Below are 22,940 nucleotides of genomic sequence, written 5' to 3'. Positions count from 1 at the left end.
AGAGCCAGGTGTCAGAGGTGAAAAGCATAAAGAATAGGGAAGAGCTGAGCCGAGTCGCCACACTTCTTATTTTTTATTTCCTGCCGGGTTTGCTTGGCTGCGCGATCCCTCACGTGCCCTACCGTTCCGTCTACGAGGATCCCGTCAACTTTGTTCGGCTTGAACTGGATGACCTGGTGTTGCCCGAGTGGCCGCCGACCGCGCATAATCATCCCAAGGTCATCACGGCCGATGAAGTCGCCCGCCTGCTCGACGGCATACGGGTGCAAGAGCATCGGATCTGGCTGCAGAAGTGGATACAGGGTGAGGCTCCGTTCGAGCCGGTGTTTTCTCCTGATGAAATCAGGCTGCTCTCACAGCATATCGCCCAAGCGTTGGCGGAGGCCAGAGACAACGAACGGGTGACGTTCTATCTGAGTCAGCCACAAACCTCCGTCAAGCGTGTGATTACCTCGGGGGGGTTATACTTCCACGGCACCGAACTACATTTCATTCTAGGGAACTGGCAGATTATCTACGGGATCCCAACGTACGGCATGATCTATGACCGTCGCTATCCGATGCGGCCGACGGCTCCGAAGGAGTTTGATCTCTTTTTTCAGCCTTCCGAGGCCGTCGTGCATTATCGGCATAGTCTCTGGGACACACTGCTGGCAAATACCACCGATGAACTTGTCATCGATCTCGCGAAACTCCAACCAGGACCGGTCGCAACTACGTCTTCACGTTAGCGGACCGTTGAGTCCATCTCCATTCGAACCTGTCCGCCAGTGGTGTAGGCCAGCGTTACCTCCGCTATCTTGTAGTCATATTATTAAGCCTCCAGCAATCAGGTCTGTGCAGCCGTGAAAGCGACCTCCGCTTGCGTCACTTCCAACCGGGGTGCGGAGGCCAAGCTTCTAGCGTGGCTCTTCCGGCTGCAGAGCCCCTTGCGCTGTCTTGACCTGTTCCTCCGCCAGCTTGGTATGGAAGACCACTAGGCCACGCTCCTAACTCTCTGGAAAAAGTCCACGATTCTGTGGAACTTCTCCCCAATCCTCTCTCAATTGGCCTTCATCAATCCCTTCAGATTCATTTTATAAGTTATTGTTAGTCGTCCACTATTATATCCTGATGCTCTACCTCTTGGAGTCCGGCACATTCCCTGCTGATATTCCTCTCCGGATTCCTCTGAAGGATTGCATTATGCGGAACCTTGCATCCGTTTTATTAATCGACGACAGCCCCGGCGAGTGTGAGTTGTTCCGCCAGGCGCTGGCCCAAGCCAGACTGGACATCCAGCTCTATACCGAACATGACCCCGAAGCAGCGATGCATTTCCTGGCTAATCGTACCGTGTACGAGTCGCTGCCCTCTCTGATCCTGCTCGATTGGCAGTTAGAAAAAACGCGCGGCGACCAGTTCCTGGTTCGACTTCGAACCCATCATCGCCTTGCTTCGATTCCAGTCGTAGTCTTCACGACTTCGGAGGCGTCGTGCGACATGACGGCCGGTTATGCCTACGGTGCCAATGGCTATGTCGTGAAGCCAGGAACCTTCGATGAACTGGTGCAATGCGTTGCAGTGATGTGTCGATTTTGGACCACTTGGAACGTGATACCTAATCCCGTGGAAACCCGATGCTGACCCACGCCGCACTCAAGAATCCCTTTGCAGCCGCAGCGATTAGCCTCATCGTCGTGATTCTCGGAGTCGTGCCCTACCAGAACATGGTCGTGGACATCTTCCCGGAGATCAATCTGCCGGTTGTCGCCGTGGCGACGTTCTATAAAGGTATGGGGCCATCGGAAGTTGAAGGTGCGATTACCCTCCGCTTGGAGCAGGCCTTTCTCCAAGCCTCATACATCGAGCACATCGAATCACGGTCGCTGTCTGGAGTCAGTCTCATCAAAATCTATTTTCAACCGTCGTACGACGTCAATGCGGCGGTGGCTGAGATCACGAGCCTCACCTATTCGAATCTGCGGTATCTGCCGCAGGGAGTCTTTCCGCCCATCATCATCAAGTTTGGAGCGGCCAGCTTGCCGATCGCGGTCCAGACGACGAGCAGCGAGACGATGGGCGAAAAGGAGGTTCGCGACATCGCCTATTTCAACGTGCGACCGCAGTTCGGCAATGTGCCAGGGATCATGTATCCGACGACATTCGGTGGGACTGTGCGGCAAGTGACGGTCTTTCTTGATCCTGAACGGATGCTCGCCCGCGGTGTCTCAACGCACGATATCGTGAATGCGGTCAACGCCCAAAGTGTTCTGTTGCCGGCCGGTGACGTGAAGATCGGAGATTTCGACTATAACGTCTATACGAACAGCATGATCAAGATCGTGGATCAGATGAACGAGATCCCGCTCAAGCTGGTCAACGGAGTGCCGGTCTTCCTCCGAGATGTGGGCAAAGCGGTCGATTCCACGATGATCCAGACCAACATCGTTCGGATCAATGGGCACAGGGCAGTCTATCTCCCGATCATGAAACAGGCCGGCGCCAACACCCTGCGGGTCGTCGACGGGATCAAAGAGGCTTTGCCGAAACTCGTCGGCATCCCCAAAGACATCGTGGTCAAGCTGTTGTTCGATCAATCCATCTATATCCGCCAATCCATTCAAACGCTCGAGCATGAAGGCCTCCTCGGCGGCGGGCTCGCCTGTCTGATGGTCTTGTTGTTCTTGGGCAGCCTCCGTTACACGCTCATCATCGCCTTGGCCATTCCCCTGTCGGTGACGGCCGCCTTCATCGGTTTGTTTTTCACCGGACATACGATCAACATCATGACGCTGGGTGGCCTGGCTCTGGCCGTTGGTCGTCTCGTGGATGATGCGATCGTGGTTGTGGAGAATACCCACCGACATATGGACATGGGCAAGTCGGCCAAGGATGCGGCAGGTGACGCGGTGACTGAGGTGGCAATGCCAATGCTGGTGATTACGATCACAGTCTTCCTGGTCTTTCTCCCAATTGCCTTCTTCACGGGCATCATTAAATTCTTGTTCGTCCCGCTGGCGCTCACGGTCGCTTACGCGATGATGGCCTCATATTTCGTTGCGCTGACGGTCGCGCCGGTTACGATCGCATGGCTCTTCAGGCAAGGGCACGGCAGCCACGGGCACGCTCCGCCCCCTCAAAGCGGCTTTGTCGCGTGGTGGAACCGGCTCAGTCTGTTCGACCCATTCGTTGATTGGTATGTCCTGGTTCTCCGTTGGTGCCTGGCCCACAAGGCTGTGGTCGTCATCGTTGTCACGCTCACCTTCGTCGGCTCCGTCTTCATGGCCCCTAACATGGCAACCGAGTTTTTCCCCAAGGTGGACGCAGGATCCTTCATTCTGAACGTGTCGGCGCCCGAGGGAACCCGAATCGAAAAAACCGAGGCCATCATCGCGAAGATCGAGGATCTGATCAGACAAGAGATTCCCAAATCGGACGTAGACCAGATCGTCTCGAACATCGGACTTCCGCAGGGATGGATGGTTCTGTACTCGCCGGTAAATGGCCCGCACCAGGCGTTCATCCTAGTCACCCTTGTCCGCGACCATAAGGCGCGGACACCGGATATCGTCGCGCGATTGCGAGAGACTCTTTACCGTGAGATGCCAGGTCTGAAGTTCTCCTTTCAGACCGGTGGGATCGTCAGTGATGTGATCAACTTCGGCCTGCCGGCTCCTATCGACATCAAAGTGAGTGGTATCGATATAAATGAAATCGCCCAAGTCGCCGGGCAGATCAAAGAAGCGGCTGCCCGAGTGCCGGGAACCGCGGATGTGCAGGTCCGCCAAGGGATAGACTACCCGGAAATTCACCTGGACATCAATCGGGCGAAGGCCTCCTACGTTGGCCTCAACGAACAGCAGATCGTCACTGATCTCATTACCGGCCTCGCGTCAAACCTGACCCTCAATCCCGGCTATTGGATCGATCCCAAAACGAATAATGCCTATTTCGTGGTCACGCAGTTCCCGGAACAGATCCTCGTGGAGTTTGAAGATTTTCTGAACATGCCGTTGATTGGTATCCATGTTGAGCAGCCAGCAGCGGCCAGCATCGGGGGAGCGGGACTGAGAGGCAGCTCATTGGTACTTGGGCAGACCCCTTTTCCCGAACAGCCTCGACTGCCAGGAGCCGGCACTGACGGAGCAAAGCCTCCTGTTCTTCTACGGGACCTCGTGGATGTCGTTCGAAAAACCGGCCCTGAAACCGTGGACCACTATAGTCTGCTCAGGACGATGGACGTGTTGGTGAGTGTGAAGGACAATGATCTGGGCCACATTGCTGCAAAGATCCAAGGCGAGCTCGCGAAGGTAAGTGTGCCAGAGGATGTGCGGGTAGCCTTCATGGGTGAGTTCGAGAGCATGCGTACCGCGCTTATTGGTTTCTCCAGTACCCTTCCTCTCGCGATGGTGTTCATCTATCTCGTGATGGTCGGACTGTTTCGATCCTGGCTCGATCCCTTCGTCATCATGTTCGCGGTACCGCTGGGCTTCATCGGGGTGATCTGGATGCTTCTCCTGACCGATACGTCCGTGAACGTCGAATCTCTGATCGGGACGCTCATGATGATCGGGATCGTCGTGTCGAACAGCGTGCTGCTCGTCGATTTTGCCAACAATCGGTTGCGTGAAGGAATGCCGCTCGAAGAAGCCGTCGTCGAAGCGGGGAGGCTCCGCATTCGTCCGATCCTCATGACCTCGCTGGCCACCGTTCTTGGGTTGGCGCCGATGGCGTTAGGGATTGGAGAAGGAAGCGAAGCCAACGTGCCCTTGGCCCGGGCAGTGATCGGGGGACTAACCGTGTCGACTTTCATGACGTTACTCTTCATCCCGGTTCTACACGTAATCGTCCGTCGCCGCTCGGCAGCCAAGCTGGCCGAAGCGGAAGGAAAGGTCTACTGATTTGGAGGAGCAATGGAATTGGACTATACTCTCGAACGGAGTGACTCCTTGGCACATATGACACCGACGGCTCGAATCAAAATCACCCTAACGGTTGCTGGAGTGCTCTTCCTTCTCGCGGTGGCCTTCATCATCATCCAGGGCCAGCAACCAACAGTCTCCTCGCCGGATACAGGTCGAGAGTCGGCTCAAACGTCTGCCGGTGCGCCGCAGGTCCAAGTCTTGAAAGTCGAACGAAGCGATATTAGCCAGACCCTGACGTTGCCGGCGAACATTTCTCCTTGGTATCAGGCAACTCTGTATGGAAAAGTGTCCGGTTACTTGAAATGGATTGGGTTCGACAAAGGGGACGTGGTTAAAAAGGGGCAATTGCTGGGGATAATTGATGCGCCGGAAGTTGAAGATCAATACCGTCAGGCTGAGGCGGATTACAAGATCAGGAAGATTACTGCTGACCGTCTATATGGGGTGTGGAAAGAGAATCCGGATGTGATCGCCAGACAGGACGTGGATGTCGCTCAAGCCGCCGCCGAGGCTGCCAAGCATCTCCGTGACAACCGTCGCACCTTGCTCGAATATACGAAAGTATATGCGCCGTTCGATGGCGTCATCACAGCCCGTTTCGCGGACCCTGGTGCGCTGATTCAGGCGGCGACCGGCTCGGCCACGCAGGCCGTGCCGTTGTTCACCCTCATGGATATCGAGACGCTCCGCATCTACGTGAACGTGCCTCAGGAATCGGCGTTACTGGCCAAGCCAGGCGTGTCCGCGACGCTGATCTCCCGCGAGTTGCCCGGACAAGAATTCAACGCTGTCATTACCAGGACCACCGAAGCGCTTGACCCTGCGACCCGCACTCTCCTGGTTGAGATCGACCTGCCGAACAAGGACCACAAACTCCAGCCTGGCATGTTCGTGAACGTCGCGCTGCACCTCCAGCAGCATCCGAATGCGCTCGTGATTCCACCAGCCGCTGTGGTGACGACACAGAACGGAAGCGCGAAGTCGGTCTTTGTTCTTGATCAAGGTCAGGTCCGTCTCGTTCCCATCAAGACCGGCATCGATGACGGTTTGTGGCTGGAGGTGGTTGATGGCCTCACTGGAGAGGAAGAAATCGTCGTGGTGGGAAAGGGCGGGCTCACAGACGGGCAGGCGGTGAAAGCCTCGGCATACAACCTTCCGGTCGGGAAGCCGGCTCGCCAGAAGCTTTAAATCACTCTTAAGCCATTACACGGGCCTCGCATTCGGATGCGAGGCGCAAAGGATTGATGCGTCAAATCGTCCCCATGATCTTCGCATTGGCGCTGGTCACCTTCCCGTTCGGCTTGTCTTCGGCGCAGCCGAGCGATTCGAACGATCGAGGCGACGCAGCTCCGCTTCGTCCCCATACGAGGCCTCCCGGCTCCTTGTTGACACGTCAAGAAGCCATCCGCATCGGATTGGCGCAGCATCCTCTGATCGAGCGATCACGTTCTGCGTCCATGGTCGCAAAGGCTCTGTCCCAGCAGACTCAAGGCGAACTGTATCCCTGGTTAGAAGCTTCGATCGCGGAGAGCAGCGGTTCGCTCCGCATCGTGACGGCTGACGGCAAGATCGTCCATGATCGCGGCGGGCATGGATTCGACCCTGGCGGCGCCCTCGCTAAGCACAACCAGAATATGCTGACCGGGGGGCTGCTGCTGAACCAATTGATCACGGATTTCGGCTATACGGCTCATCGTCTCCTTGCCAACAAAGCCAATGAAGCCGCGAGTGAGAAAGATATTCTCACGAACAAGGCCTTCGTGATCTTGAGCGTGCAGAAGGCCTACTTGAATTGTCTGCTGCAACAAAGCCTCATCACTATCGCCTCGGAAACGGTCAAGCGGCGGATGGTGATTCGAGATCTGGTCCAAGCTCTCTACAAGAACCAGCTGAAGTCGAAGGTGGATCTGGATTTGGTGTTGGTCGAAGTGTCCAATGCCGAACTCGCGTTGATCAGAGCGCAGAACGACTTGAAGCAAGCCTTTGCCGGCTTGAACAACGCGATGGGCGTCGAAGGGCCGGGTCACTACGAATTAGAAAAATTGTCCGTGGCCGTCTCCGAGGAGCCGGATCCGAAGTCTCTGCTGGAAGCGGGCCTCAAGGATCGACCGGAGTTGCTTGGTAATCGAGATCGCGTGGTGGCGAGCGAAGAGTTACTTAAAGCCGCGAAGGCCTTGAACTTCGGGTCAGTCACCGCGGTCGGAACCATCGGAGCGACGAAGTACTGGGATGTGCATGATAACGGCCTCCATGACAACGAGGTGGCGCCGCTTTGGGGTGGCGGCGCCACGGCCAAGTTCCCCATCTTCACGGGTTTTCGGATTCAGAACCAGGTGAAGGAAGCTGGTCATCGGAGAGGGGAAACGGAGCAAGAGTTTGAGAATCTCGCGAACGAAGTTGTCTTGCAGATCGTTCGTGCCTATCTCGCTTTGGTCACGAACGCGGGACAAATTGCACTCGAGCTGGATCGAGTGGCCTTCGCGAAAGAAGCACTGACCCTGGCTGAAGAACGGTACCGGTTGGGATTGAATCCCATCATAGAAGTGATCCGCGCCACAGCGGTGCTATTTGAAGCCGAGTCGCGTCTCACCGAAGCTCGGTACATTTACAAAACCAGCGAGGCAGTGGTGGCCTATGCCACAGGACAAGACTACCAGCGCTATTAAATGGATGTTGGCCATCGCCATGGTGGGTTCTGCCATCATGGCTGAACGGCTCCAGGCAGCCGATCGGGTCGAGTTGCCCGCCGCATCATCCAAGAGGTCGCCGTTGTCATGGGACGGAGCCATCCATCTCGCGCTGGAGAAGCAACCTCGCATCAAGATCGCTCAGCACGAAGTCCTCGAGTCCCAAGCGGTCGTGAAGCAGATCGAATCGGTCAATTATCCGCAAGTCACGGGAATCTATGCCAGTACCGGCGGCAATACGAGAGTCCTCGCCAATCTAGGCATCTCCGGCTCTCTCCCAAAGCCGACCAATTACCTCACGACGCCGGGCATACGCGTCGACCTATTGATCACAGATTTCGGCCGCACGGCGCATCAGATTCTTGCGCAAAAGGCCTTTACCTCCTCGGCTGAAAAGGCCGTCCTCACCAGCAAGGCGCTGACCATCCTCAACGTCGAACAGTCGTATCTGAATTGCCTGAAACAACGGCGGTTAGTGGATATCGCGCGCGAGGTATTTAAAGAGCGTACGCTGATCCGCGACCAAGCGGCCACTTTCTACCAGCACCAGCTCCGTTCCAAGCTCGATCTTGACTTTGCGTCGGTCGAGGCCGATCGAGCAGAACTTGCGCTGATCAAGGCTGAGAATGATTTGAAAGCGGCCTTCGCAGCCCTGAACAACGCAATGGGGCTCCAGCCCGGGGCCGAATATGACTTGGAAATCGGCACCCTGTCGATCACGCCCGCCCCTGCGATCGATTCACTGTTGCCTGAAGCCCTGTCAAAGAGACCGGAACTCTTAGGAAGCAAAGATCGCATTCAAGCGGCTGAGGAAGCGTTGAAGGCTGCCAAGGCGTTGAACTTCGGAAACATCACAGCCATCGGCACGGCTGGTTACACATGGTGGAGTCGAGAGGAGGAGTCGAGCGGCCAAGCAGTCAGCAATCCTGGAGCCAAACTCGGCTGGTGGGGAGCAGGCGGCACGAGCGCGTTTCCCCTGTACACAGGCGGACGAATTGAGGGGCAGATCAATGAAGCTGAGGCTCGCAAGGCAGGGGTCGAAGCGGACACACGCGTGATCGCCAACGATATTGTTCTTCAAGTCGCTCAGGCCTTCCTGAGTCGTCTCACCGCGCAGGAGCAAATTACAGTGGCCGAAGAAAAAGTCGCTCATGCGCGCGAGGCGCTCACCCTGGCACGAGAGAGATACAAGGCTGGCTTAGGCTCCATTTTGGATGTCGTCACTGCCACAGCTGATCTCTTGAACGCTGAAGTCGGGCTGGCCACCGCTCAATATGATTTTCGCGCAAGCGATGCCGCGCTCGCCTATGCCACGGGAGTGGAGTATGGTCGGTACTGAGCGGAGCCAGTCCAGCAGCGCGAGACTTCACGCTGACCGCTACCAACTGATCGTGCTCGCGTTCCTATGGCTGGGATCGTCTACCATTGTGGTGAGTGCCGACAGAACCTGGTCTGCGGAAGGGTCATCGCCTCTTGCCGGCGAGCCGGTGACCGACTCTTCACGTACTGTTCCGCCGAGTAAGGGCGCCTTTCTTGGGTACAAGACGGCGGTTCAAATCGGACTCGAGCAGCACCCTACGCTCAAGAAGGCAAAGGAAACTGCTATGGCGGCTGAGGCAGTCACGGAGCAGGCGAAGGCGCAGTATTACCCCGAACTCAATGCCTACGCCATTCAAACGGGCGGGACGATTCGGCCCCTTAGCGCCTTCAATATTGCCGGTGCGCAAAACAAGCCGACATCCTATGTCGAGAGCGCCGGCTTTCGCGGGGATCAACTGCTCTATGACTTCGGCCAGACCTCTCACAGGATCGAGGCGGAGCGAGCCGGACAGGAGGCAACTGAAAAAGACATCGTCTCGAACAAAGCCCTCGTGATTCTCAGGGTGCAGCACGCTTACATCCGTTGCATACGAGAGAAGCGTTTGGTTGAGATCGCGGAAGAGACCGTGCGCGAGCGCGGGATTATCCGGGATCAAATCGCACTTCTGTACAAGCGTCAGCTAAAATCCAAGCTGGATCTCGATCTCATCTCAGTGGAACTTCGGAACGCCGAGGTTCAGCTCCTGCAAGCGAAGAACGAGCTGCGCGCAGCCTTTGCGACCCTCAATAACACGATGGGGGTGCGCGGGCCGGAAGAGTACACGTTGGAAGAGGTGCCGGCCAGCGCTATGCCGTCGGCCACGCTCGAAATGCTGATCCAGCGAGCCATGGAAGATCGTCCCGAGCTTCAAGGGACAACGGATCGGATCCGTCAGGCCGACGAAAAACTCAGCGGAGCCGAGGCGCTCAACTTCCCTACCATCTCGGCCTTAGGCATGTACGGCGTGATCCATTTCAGCGACGCACCGATTAACCAATATGCGGGTTCCCATCCGGGACAGACGAACCTCTGGTGGGGTGCTGGGGCGACGGTGTCCGTTCCGCTGTTTACGGGGTTTCTCATCAAGAATCAGACTGCTCAGGCACGCGAACAAAAGTATAAGTCGGAACAAAAGAAAGTCGATCTGTCGAACCAGGTGGCCCTCGAGGTAACCGACACCTATCTGAGCCTCCAGACCGCACAGCAGCAGGTGAAAGTCGAGGAACGGGAAGTTGAGTCGGCACGCAGTGCTCTGACGCTGGCGAAGGAACGATACCGGCTTGGGCTGGCATCGATAGTGGACGTCACGACCGCGACGACGGCGCTCTTGTCGGCGGAAGTCCGTCTTTCGGAGGCGCGGTACGGAGTACAGGCCAGTGCAGCTGCGCTCCTGTATGCAACGGGGAAAGGCTGGCAAGAATTCTAGACGGCGGAACGACGGGACGAACACTCAGCTCGTGGTTAACGTGTGGCTGATGGGAAACGCCGTGCAAACGGTCCTGGGTTGTCAACGGGTACGAGGTCAGCTCGTTTCTTGTGCTAGAAGAGGATCCAAGCGATCACGGGGGAGCATTTAAAGAAGGTAAGTATGACTGGCCAAGGTAATCCAAGCTCAACACGCCGCGGCAGGGTCGTTCTGGGCATGGTTCTGGCTTTCTTAGGGAGCCTGGTTTGGCATATTGACAGGGCGAAGTCGACTCAAATAGTTGAATCAGTGCAAGAAAATCCCACTCCCCAGAGTATGAACATGGATCATCATGACCATGCCGAGGGTACTGTCGAAGCGATGATACCTCATCAGCGACATGCCGGGCCCCACATGAGATGGACAACGCTGCGGCCAGCGAATCCAGGCGATGCCCAACGTGCCGATCAAATCGTCCAGTCTCTACGGCAGGCACTCGCAAAGTACAAGGATTACCGGGTGGCCATGAACGACGGGTATATTCCGCTTCATCCTGAGCGAACGCCGAAGCATTACCATTTCGCGAATAAGCAACGCCGATTTCTAGCCAGGGTTCGCTTTGATCCGGCTGAGCCGACTGCCCTGTTGTATAAGAAAAGCGGGGAAGGTTATGAACTCGAGGGGGCGATGTACACGGGGCCGAGAGGTATGAGTGAAGATCAGTTAAACGATCGCATCCCTTTGAGCGTTGCGCAGTGGCATGCCCACGTGAATCTGTGTCTCCAGCCGGACGGCAGTGGACGTCGCATAACCCGGAAACAGTTTGGGTTCAAGGGAACCATCGCCACGGAGTCAGAGTGCCAGCAAGCCGGCGGGCGATTCGTTCCCCAAGCCGGTGGGTGGATGATTCATGTCTATCCCTTCGAAGCGACTCCAGCACAGATCTGGACCCACTAAGTAGGTCAATGCCAAGATGGCGTTCCCCTCATGGATAATCGATGTGATGGTTCAGTGGTTGCGAATAAAAATTGAGGGGGGCTAGTCTAAGAACGCGAATGGGCGGTCCCTGCAAACCGCCCATTCAAAAGACCGCAAGGCGTTACTGAATCGAGTTGGCAAAGCCGCCTTGGGTTACCTCGGCCCGAATCTTATCTCCGACTTTCTTTTCCCCGTGGAGTTTTTTGGTCTCCTTGCTGACATAGATCTTCACTTCATTGACGTTCTTCGTGCTGCCAAGGTTCTGATAGCCTGTGGATTCGCTTTGAACCGTGTACACCGGCCCGTCAATCTTGCTGATCTTCCCATCCACGGTGGTAAAGGCTGGGCCTGGGGCAGTATCCATCTGCATGGACTGCGCGTTGGATGATGCTGCCTCGTCAGAGTCCGCCAGCGCCAGCCCGGTGCCGAAACCCCCGATGATCCCTGCCATCAGGGCCAAAGCCAAGAGTCGCTTCACATCGATGTTCATTGGTTCCCCTCCTTGGAAATCAGTTGGAGTTAACCTGAAGAGATTCCTCCATCTCTCAGGTTCCCTATACTCAATCCCTCCGCCTCAGCAAGCCTTATGCCGCGATTAAAATCTATGGGGTTTTGACGTGAAATTGTGGGCTTAAACGATCCGGAAGGGCTATGATCGGCTCGGGCAGTCTGCTCATTGATAAAAAATGTCGGCATGTTGTGCAATTCTGCTCCAGTTGCTGCCGTCTAACCCCAAGCCGCACCTATCTGTCACCACTCGGCGTGGCTGCCTGCCAGCCTTGTCCCAGGGTGGGAGAGGGACCCGCACCAGCCACGAGTGGCTAACCTCCAGGCTCATTCTTGACCTCACCTTAATGTCGGAGTACCGTTTTGCCATGGCCTATCTTCGATTTTCCTCTGACTGCGACTGGTACGTATTTTCGGATCAACGTGATGGAGAGTCTGAAGAACGTCTTGCTGTGTGGCATAAAGATCATAAAGATGGAAGGCCTTCCTACTCTGAAACCGTCATTCGAAAGATGCTGGAATCGGGAGACTACTCATCCATTCCCGGATATGAACCCCGGTATAAGCAACTGCTTCGTCACGCGTTTGAAACCTGGCTGAGTGAACAATCAAGCTCAGAGACATGAATGGAATGGCTCAGACAGAAGAATCCTCCTTTGTCTGAACGGCCATTCCACCTGTCCCGCGTTCTTCTGACAATGCTGCTGCTGTTGACGGGATGCTTCATGACCCTGGAACAGCGCTGGGAAGCGTTTGATGCAGAGAGGCGGCAAGAGATCGGGGTGAAGACGAAGGATTATTACCTGACCGAGTGGGGCAAGCCGGCGAAGCGCGTAACATCCCAAGAGGGAGAGGATATATGGACATGGGAGTTTTCTGGGTATGGCGGTGCGCAAGGCTGGCGGAAGACTCTGGTCTTCGCGCAAGATGGACGATTAAAGGATTTTCATAGAGACTATTGGCCGAAAGAATAATGATAACTCAAATCGGACGGCACTGTTTCTTCGGGTCCGGTATCTGCGACATACTTGTTCTGCTTCATTTTCTCTCACTTGAGTCGAGTTCGCATGAGTGCCATAATTCAGCTGGGTCTCGTCGCCCGGCATCCAGGCTAAGCGCGTCACCTCTCGTGATGTCTGTCAAAAAGGAGACAGAGTCATGAACATGCATGTGTTGAAGCGGCGTTTGAGGGTGATTGTAATAGGCAGCACGATGAGTCTGGTCTGTTTGGCCCCCATGGGGCTCGCAGGAACCGGTGATTGGCTCATTCTCCCTGAAGAAGCTGCGATGGCTCCTGCACCAGAGCCCAAGCGAGGAACCTTAGAGGTCGGACGGGAAGATATAAGTTTGGGTCCCGTCATTGATGTTGTGGAACCTCTCAACGGTGGCCGCGGGTCGATGCCGATCCAGGTTCTGGTCCGCTTCACCCCTCGATCTGAGCCTATTGATCTGGCGACGTTGAAGGTAACATTGGTCAAGTTCATCCCGATCGACATCACGGATCGCATACGGCCCTATGTGACGCCTGACGGCATTCAAGTGAAGGAAGCAAAGATTCCGCCGGGAAAGCATCGTGTGCGAATCGTGGTGGCCGACAAGACTGGGGATTTCAGTATGAAAGAGGTATCCTTCGAGGTCCTCTGAAATTGTCGGCCAGACCTTGTGAAAGCTGACACGCCTTCCCCGTAAATTTTCCCCCGGAATCTTCCCGTTGTTTCCTTGTCATTGACGCAGTCATCGCGCGCGGACGTCCCATGTTCCTGCGCCTATCGGGAAGGGCCGAGCTGCTCTATGAGAACATGTACAGGGTTGGGGTGATGAGCATTCTGACGGTCAATGTACTCTTCAGCATCCTGATATGCTGGATAGCCGCCAAGATCTATCTTCTCTCGCGGCTCTGTCGTTCTTAGGAGCTCTGCTGCGGTGGCCGGGGCGATGGAATGATGCGGAACCTGACGTCGTCAACTTGCGTATCGGCGGATGTCCGTTCTCCTGCGAATAATCCACAACGATACAGATCGGGTGTCCATCCGGTTTTAGGAGGGGATAATCTAAAGTAGGCAGACTGGTCGTTCATGGACATCATGACCCGATCCTGAGTTAAGGGATTTTGGTTTTCGGTCATCTCCGAGGTCTCTAAAAAACATTGTGCCGTAAGGGGTACCGCGTCATAGGAAGCCGATACCAGCCCAAACACCAAGTAGATGTCTTGCTGTGTTGTCGGAAAGCTGTCTCCCGGATTAAGCGGAATAAATTGATGGTCACCGGTGGGAAAATCATCGCGCATCACTTTGCTCGCGGGGATGACATAGCGAAACCAACTGAAATCGGCGTCTCTGCCAATCAGTGACGACCCAGTGTCCAGAGGCTTCTGAGGTTTTACCCGTTCGAGAACTTTCGCATATTCTTCTTCCGTCAGGACTGTGGGACGAGAACCGTCTTTGTGTGAGCCGCTGCCTCCGGTACCATGAGTTGACAATTGCGCGGCTTCAGGAACATGCGGGCGTACCTTCTCGAGCCACCGGGCCAGTTTCTGTTTATCCAACACACGCGTTCCTGGTGGAAGCTGAACATTCTTCGTGTGCTCTTCAATTTCAACGGCTTCGTCATAGAGTATTTGGAAATGGACGAACGCTTCTTCCCATTGTTCCAGATCCACGAGGCATTGACCCATCCGAAACACGGTATCCGCATACAGTTCGTCGGTTGGATCCAGATCGGACACCTTTCCGAACATACTTAGCGCTTCCTTACATTTACCAACCTGCATCAAGGTCAGCCCGAATTGGTGGGTGGCGTTGGGGTCCCTGGGGTTGAGCGCCAGAAGTTTTCTGTATATGGGCTCGGCTTCCTGGTATCGCCCTGCAACGAACAGTCTCCATGCGTCCGCACGGATAAAGGCCCATTCTTTCAATTGGGCCGGTGTGATTCCTTCTTGAGAAAAAACTGGTTGAAACCGGCGGCCGCGATCTTGGGACAATCCATGAATGACGGTGCGGAGACTTTCAGCAGGAAGCTCCAGCGGAGAGCCGGGTGGTATCTTCTGCAACACGTAGGCAACGTCGCTATCCGCGCCTTCATAATCTAGGACATCAAAACGCGCTCGGGCCATCGCTAATCGCCAGCCCAGTAACTCAGGCATGAGGTTTACGGCCTTCTTGTAAGAATCGAGTGATTCCTCGAGGCGATTATGCTTCCGGAATTCCTGCGCCAGCCGCAGATGGATTAAAGGGTTTTTGTCATCGATCTCTGCAATACGTCGCAATTCATCGATGGATTCTTCTCCCTGTCCCCAGCGAACCAGCACGCTCCACTTGGCCCATCGGACATCCAGCGACGTGGGGTGTGTGGCGAGGACCGTATTATAAGCCTCAACTGCCTCTCGAGGACCTCGAGAGGTGGAGAGAATATCCCCACGTAGTTTATATAACGAGAGTGCCTGAGGATTCTCTTCAATTCCTTGGTCAAGGATATCCAGCGCAGGGTTGATCGCACCGCTCTCCCATGCGCCCTTGGCACGTTCGGTTATGTCATGTTCGGAAAGGAATTGCAGGTCTTCGGCGAACGCGAATGTTCCCATCGCCAATGCCAGCCCAAATGCTACGCCAACTAGGATTGGGACTGTTCGATGTTTCGGTTGAGCGACTGAGTGTTTCATACGAGAAACTACCCTCGACGACATATTGGCATACGTTGTGTTGGCTTGTCCAAAGAACGATTTAATACCACGACTCAATTGCCACCTGCGCCGCTTACCATTATATAATGCGCGTGTTCTCTCAGCGCGGTGTGGCTCCCCTCTTTGTCTGAGGCAGAACAAGAAAAATGGATTCACGGCATGCGTTGCAGAGGCTGACAGCTCTTCTATGAGAAGTCTTACTATGCAAGGAACGTGTTCCATCTGATTGGTCTTGCTGTTGTGCCTCGGATTTCCTGCCCATGCGCAAAGTTCCTGTAGCGAGTGCCTTAAGGTGACCGATGAGGACGAACAGAGGGAAGCCACAAGGGGTTGCGAAACCAGTGAATGCGAGATTGAACGAGAAAAAGTGAATGGTCGTAACGCAAGCTCCCCGGAGGGGACATAGATGGTGAAGCGTCGTTCCTGTCCCGCCGGAGTTCTGTCTTAATCGAGAGGTAGGCCGGTCTTCCATACTGCTATTCCACTCCATGTTCGACGTCATCCTTTTTCAGCCCGAAATCCCCTCGAACACCGGCAACATCATCCGACTCTGTGCCAACACCGGCTCCTCTTTGCATCTGGTCAAACCGCTCGGGTTTACACTCGAGGACCGGCTCCTGCGGCGGGCCGGCCTGGACTACCGTGAATATGCGGCGATTACTGTCCATGAAACCTGGACCGCCTGCGCCGATCGATTTACAGATCACCGCCTGTTTGCCGTCTCGACAAAAGGTACCCACCGGTATGACCAAATTGACTACGCCGAGGGCGATGTGTTTTTGTTCGGTCCGGAGAGCTGTGGATTGCCGGCTGACATTTTGAGAAGTGTCTCCGAGCAGCGGCGTATCCGCCTGCCCATGATTCCGGAAAGCCGGAGTCTCAATTTGTCGAATTCGGTGTCGGTGGTGATCTACGAAGCGTGGCGACAGGTCGAATTTAGGAAAGGTGTCTAACGATCATCATACCCCGCAGCAGGAGGTGTCCTCGACGCTTCGCATCTGCAGTTCCTGACGTGTCCACATTCGGTCTTCCTATGCGCAGAGTGACGTGAAAGGGAAGGAATGGCTTCTGAGTTTTCGCACGCCATCGTCGCGCTAGCGATGGGTCAGGCCTTTCAGCGTCACGTGGTGAATCGGCGTGTGCTGTTATTAGGTGTGGTCTGTTCCATTATCCCGGATGTAGATGTGATCGGGTTTCATTATGGCATTCAGTATGGCGATGTGTGGGGGCATCGCGGCCTGACGCACTCCATACTTTTTGCCGCCCTATTGAGTGGGGTCATGGTGGCCTGGTGGCATCGGCTGAAGTCGCCAATGGCAACGGCTGGGGTGGTTCTGTATTTCTTCCTCTGTACTGTATCCCATGGAGTTCTGGATGCCTTGACCAACGGGGGTTTGGGCGTAGCGTTTTTCTCACCGTTTGATACCGCCAGATATTTTTTCGGTTATCGGCCCATCGTCGTGTCTCCGATCGGCATCGGCGAGTTTTTTAGCGAAGACGCGGCACGCGTCCTAGCCAGCGAGGCGGTATGGATCTGGCTTCCGTCGTGGACTGTGTTCGTGGTTCTGCGTGTGCTTCAAAAAGGATGGGCAGGTACACGTGCGGGTGACCCGTCGCAACCAGAGTGAGAGGGAGAGTCGGAATTCTTGTATACTGCCTCATCCTCCACCGACGCTCATTCCTCTTCGGCGACCGAACCCATTATCGAATCGGACGCTATCGGCTGACCCGCACCGCTTTTACAATCTTCGTGTGCTTGATCTGATCCAGAAAGCGATCTATCGGCTCCGCTGGCGTGACAATTTCCACCGCTTGCCACCCTTCGCTGAAAGCTCCCTTTCGTCCCCGCATGTCCCTGACCCACTGGTCGATACTTTCCTGGCTGGTTCCGTCGCTGAAGCTCACCCAAAATAAAAATGGCTGTTGCTGAGTATTGGGGCGGGCCTCAGCCACTTGTGGCAACTGGCTCGGTTCGGCTTGCTGCGAGACCATCGGCTTGTCGCGATCCGATACGGTCGCTTTCGATACGTCCAGCCCCGCCGATTTCAACCGTTTCTTCAGGTCCTGATTATTCTTTTCCAGATCGGCCATTTCTTTGGAAAGGCGGTCGTTTGCTACTGGGAGACTATGGATCTCGGCTTCGAGTTGCTCCTGTTCTGTGTGCGCTTGGCTCATCAACATCCGGGTCATGCGCTCGATGTCCCGCTGCGATGCCTTGCGCCGTTGCTCCATATCCTGCTTGACGGTGAGCACGCTGGAGGCGACCGTTTCCTGAGTTGAAGAGAGCTTGGCCATCGTCCGTTGCAGCTGTGCCATACCCTGCTGTTGGGCCTGCATAGTCTCCACCGCTTTCGACTGCATCTCCGCGAAATCGGCCAGTTGCTGCTTAAGCTTCGCGACCTCCGCGAGCGGGGCCGCCCAAGGGGCTTCTGCGGGTGTCACAGGGGGGGCGTGCGCTCCGGGGTTATCCAACCGGTCATCCGATCGACGGCAAGCCCCACGACGGCGATGGCCAACAGCGCTTGTGTGAAGGCGACCGCTCTTATCCCGGGAACTGCCGCGGTCGACGGACGGAGGTTCTCGTTGGCGCAGGCACGGGCCAACGTTCGCCACGTGCGACGCCAGAGACTTGCCACGGGGATGATGACAGCGTTGACCGATCCGCCCTGTGCGTTGTTGTGAACCCGGATCTCGAGTTCGTGGCCTTCGAGAGAGATGCGACTGGTCCTGAATTCGTACTCGGGGGCGGACAACCCACCGAGCAACACGCCGTCTTCCGATCGAAGATGGACAGTGTGAATGGGGGAGTTGTGATGCATGGACAGGGACGCATCGGTCCCTCCGCTATCCAGTAATCCGACCCGATGATCGTTCACGTACACGTGGATCGGACCTGTTGCTGTGCAAGATGAGCGGCGCCCGCCGGCCTGTAACGCATTGAGGAGACGCTCTCGATAGTCAGCGAGGTCTCGTTCTGGTTCCATAATTCCTCCTTACGATGTCGTCAGGGACAATCTTTCGTTCCGCGCCTATGATGGCCACACATGCAGTTCTATGTGGGGTTTTTCATCGACCCGAGTTCCATTGCCGTTCAGATCCCAAGTCGTCTGAATACAGTCCAGACACAACGCAAGATGCCAAATCCGATAGTCACAACCATAGCCCTGGGCGAACATCTCTTCCCACTGGGATCGGGACATACAGACATAATGGTCCGGCTCGCTTTTCCGGTAGTGGGCCTGCGCAAAACGAATGAGCCGCTCGGCCTCGCTGTTAAACCGTTGACGGTGGCGCTGCTGTTGGCTGCTGAGTTCCGTCAGATCAACCTCAGTAAGGCCGGCCTCCTCTATCGTTCGTTGCCAACCGGAATCCCGCCAGCGTCGGAAGTTCTTGTGGATGCGCTGACTTTCCGAGCCCTCTAAGCCCGTGATCGCAATGACGTCGCCCAGCCCCAATCCATAACAATGATAGTACAAAGCGATAAGTGCATCGCGGCTGATGACGGCTCTTGCCACGAGCCCGTCGAGAAACCGGCCGAGCGGGGTGAGCAAGTCCGGATGATAACAAAACGGCTCGGGATGACTGTGCTGTTTCGCCACAAGCGAGTCCAGTAGAAACAACGGCCGGCACGGCACTTCGCTCCGCCCACACACGAGAAACTGTTCCACATATTCTGCGGCCCAGCGCAGCACGAACTTCTCGTGCGCTACGTCGTCGATCCACTGGCCCGTTTCGCGCAAAAACCGCTTTGTGGAAGCGGTGGTACGGTCGAGCAAGATCGGCAGGGCCTGTGAGAAGACCCGGTCGAATTCATCAGCCGTTGTCACCACCTCGTCGAGTCGGCCAAGAGTCGCTGGTCGCTCGGGCATCACCGCGTCTTTCGTGATCGTGTGTTGTAGCCCGGTCATGATCATTGTGCCTCCTATGGGTCATTCTCGCATTGGACAAATGCAGTCGTCCGTGCGGCGATTTTGTCCGTTGTGTTCACGGCTCTACGTTGATAAACGCTATATAAAGGTCATGCATAGGGCATGGCCATGGGTCGTACTTGCATCACTACATCTCTCACTAGAGGAGGTTCCATGAAGCGGTTAAGCGGTTTGATGGCGTTGGTCGCGCTCCTGACTTTTGGCGCGACGTCCACCCTCTCGTTTGCCGGCGATCCTGCTCCGGCTGAACAGAAGGACAAGAAGGACACTGCTGGACCGAAGCTCTCGGGCGATGAAAAGAAGGACGAGAAGAATGACAAGGGCGGCCACGTCATCTTCGGCGACGAGAAGAAGGACGAGAAGAAGGATATGGGCGGAAAGTAGGCCGGTCCTCGGGGGTGCGGCTCAAGACCGCGCCCCGCTCTCATCCCCAGCGGGTCATGCGTCATGCTATTCAGTTCAGCCGCCACTCGATGCAGATGTTCCATCGAATCCATCATACTCACTCGGCGTTTCTCATGGCTGGTGTTTGCCACGATGTTCGTACTACTACCGGTTCCCGTACCTTCTCAGAGCGTTCCGGCGTCGCTATCAGAAAAGGTAAGCGGGGAGTTGATCATGTTGACGACGGATTTGATCATCGTGAAATCGTCGGACGGCATAAGCACCTTGATCTCCCTCAATAAAGACACAGGACGCGATTCCACGCTCAAGGTCGGTGATCAGGTCGAAGTCATCCTCGCGTCGGGCAATCAAGCCGCTTCAGTCAAGAAACTTCCCTAACATCTCGATTCCATAAACAGGATGAAATGCCGTCGCTGTTCGTGAGCGAGGTATCTTCCGCGTCCTGCCGCTTCACCGTCATCAGAGTTGCTTGCGGTGGCGGGATGTGAGACGCAATCGCGAGGAATTCATAGCATGTACTGATCCAGGACCAGTCCTTTCCAAGAAGATCCCGCGTGGGATCGCATCCGGGTGTGAGCAAATTCCGAGCACGGATTGTGCCATGAAGATCAAAGGGAGGACGGCAGTTCACCGGTAGAAAAATAATGGTTTATGTTGTAAACAGCGAGGCGATGGCTGGGTACACGGTTCCGGAGTCATGGAGAATCGCCATAGAGTCATGGAAATCCTCCAGATCGATCTCTTTACTCTTACATGTGTTCTTCTTGCCCTAAGGATCGTGGAGGGGATAAAGCCTAGTTGTCCTCTCAGTATGGCTTGCCTCGAACCATTGACAGCGAGATGTCGACCAGTTATGAATTCCATGCTTGGTGTGATCATGACGCCGCTCTGCGATTTCGCATGTTGAACCCGACCAACTCTCTCTGCCGGCCAAACTGGTCGGTCCGCCAAATTATCGTCTTTTGGTGGGTTGCATTCCTCCTGCTCCAACAGACGTTACGGTTCATCCAAATGGCAGAGACGCCGGCTCGCGAGTCCGCTTCCGTTTCGCTGTTAGTGCACACCCTGTGGTTCGGGTTTAGGGGAGACCTGACCATCGCCACGTTCACGGTGTTGCTGGCGATTGGACTCGCCTTCGCGGTGACGTCTGTTGTGAAGTTATTTCGGAAGGGACGGCAATGGGTCGGTCGTCAGTTTCTCCACGTCCGCGTACTGGCAATTGTCATGGTTGTGATGGGGAGCATGCTTCTCACGCTGCTGACGATCGACATGGGCTACTATCACTATAACCAGCATCATTTGGATTTTGTCTTCTTCGAATACGTAATGGATCTTGTGACCCAGACCAAGGAAATCGGCATCGACGATGGGCAGGCTGCGAGGCAGACTCAAGCAGAACTGAGTGCAAAGGGATCATGGGCGCCTGTGCTAGCGATTTTCTATGCAGCCCAAGGGCTGATTCTCGTCGCATGGTGGTGGCTCTTTTCCCGAGTCGTGAGGCCGATGATTGCCCGTTGGAGGCCGCAGTCTGGTCTCATCACCAATGGTGTGCTGACGGGTGGGCTGGTGCTTGGGGCGATGGGGCTGCACCATCAAGGATTCTACGCCTTGCGTCTCGCGAACATCAGCAGTCTTGAGTATTATATGCTGTCGCAAAATCCGATTCTGTATGCCAGCGAAGGATTTAGGGAAACGTTCTCCGCGCAGCTCAAAGGAGATCGCCTGTCTGATTTTCCGGGGATGCCTGTGGAAAAAGCCATTCCCATGATGCAAGGACTGCTTGATCCGAAGGCGGACTTTGCCTACCCGCGCTTCCCCCTCGTGCGCGCGATGCATCCTCCAGAGGTACGGTCCGTCGGCTCCGCTCCCAATATGCTGATGATCTTGGTGGAAGGTCTGGACCGTCGTTTCTTGAATCAAGAGATGAGAGGAATTCCCGTTACACCGTTTCTGGATACGTTACAGCGCCACAGTTTTTATTTTGAGAATTTTTACTCCAACGGCACACAAACCGCGAGAGGTTTGTTTGCGTCCTTTTGCTCCTACTACCCACGGCAGGGACAGGCGGCCATGAAGACTCGCTACGCCTACGATTATCCCTGTCTCCCGGCTCTCTTGAAAAACCATGGCTACCGCAGCGAAATGGTCACCGGTGAGGATCGGGATCTCAATCGGCTTCAGCTGTTCGCGACCAGAAATGGATTTCACCAGTTGTTCGATATGCATGATTTTCCGGAAGGAACTAAGCGGATCGGTTCGGGTCCAAGTTTGGGAATTTCCGATGGAGACTTGTTGGATTTAATTCGCGAGCGACTCGCGTTCCTGCAAAATCGCGGCACCCCGTTTTTTTTGACCACGCTCACGTTAGGTATGCATCACCCATTCTCTGTTCCGGAAACCACCGATGCTGTCCGATCGCTGAGGCAAGAACCTGATGGATATATCGCGTCTCTCCGTTACTTGGATCAGGAATTGGAGCGGTTCTTTACGGAAAGCCGCCGAGCCGGACTGCTCAAGAACACCATCGTTATGATTTTAGGCGACCATGGACGTCACGAAGTAGTCGGGCGGACGAAAGATGAGAAACAGATCGGGCACTTTCTGGCGCCGCTGTATCTGTGGTTTGACCCGTCCCTCCGGTTTTCTCGCGACCTGCGTCCTCGGCGAATTGCGACCGTGGCCAGCCAGGTGGATTTGGTTCCTACGCTGCTGGGTCTTGCGGGCTTAACCCCGCGCCTCGCTCCCTTTCTTGGGCGTGACCTCAGCTGTCTGCTCGTGAGGGACTGTGCGGAAGACAACTTTGCGTATCTGAGCAGTGTCTATGACGATCTGATCGCGCTCGTTGATCGCCATGGCGTGCTCGTGTATTCCCTCCGCACGGAAAGTTGGCGGGATCTCGACTATCAGCTCGAACCCTCCACCGTAGTTGCGTCTCTGAGCGACGCCGAGCAAGCTACTCGGCGCCAAAACCTCTTTGCCCTCTTTGTCGGAGCCAACACGTTGTTGGAGCAGAACAGAATCTGGTCGTGGAAGGAGTTCGACACAGCCGCAGCAGAGATTGCTCGGCAATGAGAGTTCACGGT

20 protein-coding genes are annotated in these 22,940 nt (G+C 55.5%); 15 read left to right on the top strand and 5 right to left on the bottom strand.

Annotated features, from left to right (window positions below):
• Nucleotides 1-17: 17 nt before the first annotated feature.
• From VEI50_01365 to VEI50_01330, 8 genes are all read left to right on the top strand, one after another.
• Complete coding sequence (locus tag VEI50_01365) at nt 18-731, top strand: hypothetical protein (protein HXX73761.1); 714 nt, start codon at nt 18-20, stop codon at nt 729-731.
• Between the two features lie 454 nt (nt 732-1,185).
• Nucleotides 1,186-1,626: a response regulator gene (locus VEI50_01360; protein HXX73760.1), complete on the top strand. Its 441-nt coding sequence runs from the start codon at nt 1,186-1,188 to the stop codon at nt 1,624-1,626.
• Nucleotides 1,620-4,883, top strand: coding sequence for an efflux RND transporter permease subunit (locus VEI50_01355; GenBank protein HXX73759.1), 3,264 nt, complete (start codon nt 1,620-1,622; stop codon nt 4,881-4,883). The genes VEI50_01360 and VEI50_01355 overlap by 7 nt, the downstream gene beginning before the upstream one ends.
• 12 nt (nt 4,884-4,895) lie before the next feature.
• Nucleotides 4,896-6,095, top strand: a complete 1,200-nt coding sequence (locus VEI50_01350) for an efflux RND transporter periplasmic adaptor subunit (GenBank protein ID HXX73758.1) — start codon at nt 4,896-4,898, stop codon at nt 6,093-6,095.
• A 56-nt stretch (nt 6,096-6,151) separates the two neighbouring features.
• Nucleotides 6,152-7,573, top strand: a complete 1,422-nt coding sequence (locus tag VEI50_01345; protein ID HXX73757.1) for a TolC family protein — start codon at nt 6,152-6,154, stop codon at nt 7,571-7,573.
• Nucleotides 7,542-8,933: a TolC family protein gene (locus tag VEI50_01340; protein ID HXX73756.1), complete on the top strand. Its 1,392-nt coding sequence runs from the start codon at nt 7,542-7,544 to the stop codon at nt 8,931-8,933. Before VEI50_01345 ends, VEI50_01340 begins: the two co-directional genes overlap by 32 nt.
• Entirely contained in the window at nt 8,920-10,380 is a 1,461-nt protein-coding gene (locus VEI50_01335) for a TolC family protein (GenBank protein ID HXX73755.1), read from the top strand. The genes VEI50_01340 and VEI50_01335 overlap by 14 nt, the downstream gene beginning before the upstream one ends.
• 393 nt (nt 10,381-10,773) lie before the next feature.
• The gene (locus tag VEI50_01330; GenBank protein ID HXX73754.1) at nt 10,774-11,316 is read left to right on the top strand and encodes a hypothetical protein; all 543 of its coding nucleotides are present in this window, start codon (nt 10,774-10,776) and stop codon (nt 11,314-11,316) included.
• 142 nt (nt 11,317-11,458) lie between these two features.
• On the opposite strand, the gene VEI50_01325 is transcribed toward VEI50_01330, so the two are convergent.
• Nucleotides 11,459-11,827: a hypothetical protein gene (locus tag VEI50_01325; GenBank protein HXX73753.1), complete on the bottom strand. Its 369-nt coding sequence runs from the start codon at nt 11,825-11,827 to the stop codon at nt 11,459-11,461.
• A gap of 673 nt (nt 11,828-12,500) precedes the next feature.
• Between VEI50_01325 and VEI50_01320 the strand changes: the two genes are divergently transcribed.
• Together VEI50_01320 and VEI50_01315 are read left to right on the top strand one after the other, a co-directional pair.
• A complete protein-coding gene (locus VEI50_01320; protein ID HXX73752.1) occupies nt 12,501-12,818 on the top strand; it encodes a hypothetical protein in 318 nt (105 codons plus the stop codon).
• A 184-nt stretch (nt 12,819-13,002) separates the two neighbouring features.
• On the top strand, nt 13,003-13,488 hold the full coding sequence (locus tag VEI50_01315) for a hypothetical protein (protein HXX73751.1): 486 nt from the start codon (nt 13,003-13,005) through the stop codon (nt 13,486-13,488).
• A gap of 262 nt (nt 13,489-13,750) precedes the next feature.
• Here VEI50_01315 and VEI50_01310 read toward each other — a convergent pair whose 3' ends face one another.
• Nucleotides 13,751-15,502, bottom strand: a complete 1,752-nt coding sequence (locus VEI50_01310) for a tetratricopeptide repeat protein (protein ID HXX73750.1) — start codon at nt 15,500-15,502, stop codon at nt 13,751-13,753.
• 509 nt (nt 15,503-16,011) lie between these two features.
• Here VEI50_01310 and VEI50_01305 point away from each other — a divergent pair.
• Both VEI50_01305 and VEI50_01300 read left to right on the top strand, forming a co-directional pair.
• Entirely contained in the window at nt 16,012-16,476 is a 465-nt protein-coding gene (locus VEI50_01305; protein ID HXX73749.1) for a tRNA (cytidine(34)-2'-O)-methyltransferase, read from the top strand.
• Between the two features lie 108 nt (nt 16,477-16,584).
• A complete protein-coding gene (locus tag VEI50_01300; protein HXX73748.1) occupies nt 16,585-17,151 on the top strand; it encodes a metal-dependent hydrolase in 567 nt (188 codons plus the stop codon).
• A gap of 88 nt (nt 17,152-17,239) precedes the next feature.
• On the opposite strand, the gene VEI50_01295 is transcribed toward VEI50_01300, so the two are convergent.
• From VEI50_01295 to VEI50_01285, 3 genes are read right to left on the bottom strand one after another with little or no spacing between them, the layout of a single operon-like run.
• Nucleotides 17,240-17,965 (bottom strand): hypothetical protein, encoded by a 726-nt coding sequence (locus VEI50_01295; GenBank protein HXX73747.1) that lies wholly within the window; start codon nt 17,963-17,965, stop codon nt 17,240-17,242.
• Nucleotides 17,962-18,507, bottom strand: a complete 546-nt coding sequence (locus VEI50_01290) for a hypothetical protein (GenBank protein ID HXX73746.1) — start codon at nt 18,505-18,507, stop codon at nt 17,962-17,964. Before VEI50_01290 ends, VEI50_01295 begins: the two co-directional genes overlap by 4 nt.
• Before the next feature lie 45 nt (nt 18,508-18,552).
• Entirely contained in the window at nt 18,553-19,431 is an 879-nt protein-coding gene (locus VEI50_01285) for a hypothetical protein (protein HXX73745.1), read from the bottom strand.
• A 174-nt stretch (nt 19,432-19,605) separates the two neighbouring features.
• On the opposite strand from VEI50_01285, the gene VEI50_01280 reads away from it, so the two are divergent.
• The 3 genes from VEI50_01280 (at nt 19,606) to VEI50_01270 (ending at nt 22,929) form a co-directional block, all read left to right on the top strand.
• Nucleotides 19,606-19,836, top strand: a complete 231-nt coding sequence (locus VEI50_01280) for a hypothetical protein (GenBank protein HXX73744.1) — start codon at nt 19,606-19,608, stop codon at nt 19,834-19,836.
• Between the two features lie 234 nt (nt 19,837-20,070).
• Nucleotides 20,071-20,235, top strand: a complete 165-nt coding sequence (locus VEI50_01275; protein HXX73743.1) for a hypothetical protein — start codon at nt 20,071-20,073, stop codon at nt 20,233-20,235.
• Nucleotides 20,236-20,697: 462 nt separating this feature from the next.
• Nucleotides 20,698-22,929: a sulfatase-like hydrolase/transferase gene (locus tag VEI50_01270; GenBank protein ID HXX73742.1), complete on the top strand. Its 2,232-nt coding sequence runs from the start codon at nt 20,698-20,700 to the stop codon at nt 22,927-22,929.
• Nucleotides 22,930-22,940: the final 11 nt, after the last annotated feature.

The organism is Nitrospiraceae bacterium (assembly GCA_035623075.1).
GTDB lineage: Bacteria > Nitrospirota > Nitrospiria > Nitrospirales > Nitrospiraceae > DASPUC01.
This window is presented reverse-complemented; position numbering and strand designations above follow the sequence as displayed.